Origin of the sequence: Halomonas sp. ND22Bw (genome assembly GCF_003011945.1) — a bacterium.
In the GTDB taxonomy this organism is placed as follows: domain Bacteria; phylum Pseudomonadota; class Gammaproteobacteria; order Pseudomonadales; family Halomonadaceae; genus Halomonas; species Halomonas halophila.
In genome coordinates, this window is sequence record NZ_PXWD01001553.1 from 1 (window position 1) to 244 (window position 244).

A 244-nucleotide genomic window follows, 5' to 3' on the forward strand; every position below is an offset into this window, starting at 1 on the left:
CGAACCGCGTCTTGAGCGACATGACGTAGCGTTCGCGCAGCGAGTCGATCGGCGGGTTCGTCACCTGGCTGAAATTCTGGCGAAAGAACTGGCTGATCAGGCGCGGCTTGTCGCTGATGACCGCGAGCGGCGTGTCGTCGCCCATCGACCCAACCGCTTCCTTGCCCGATTCGACCATCGGCGACAGGATCAGCTCCATGTCCTCCAGCGTCTGCCCCGCCGCGACCTGCCGCCGTGTCAGGTC

General features: G+C 64.8%; 1 protein-coding gene. It reads right to left on the reverse strand.

The window, feature by feature from the left end; translation table 11 throughout:
* On the reverse strand, positions 1–244 hold a 244-nt coding region (locus CVH10_RS23450; protein WP_146143351.1), incomplete at both ends, for a glutamate synthase central domain-containing protein.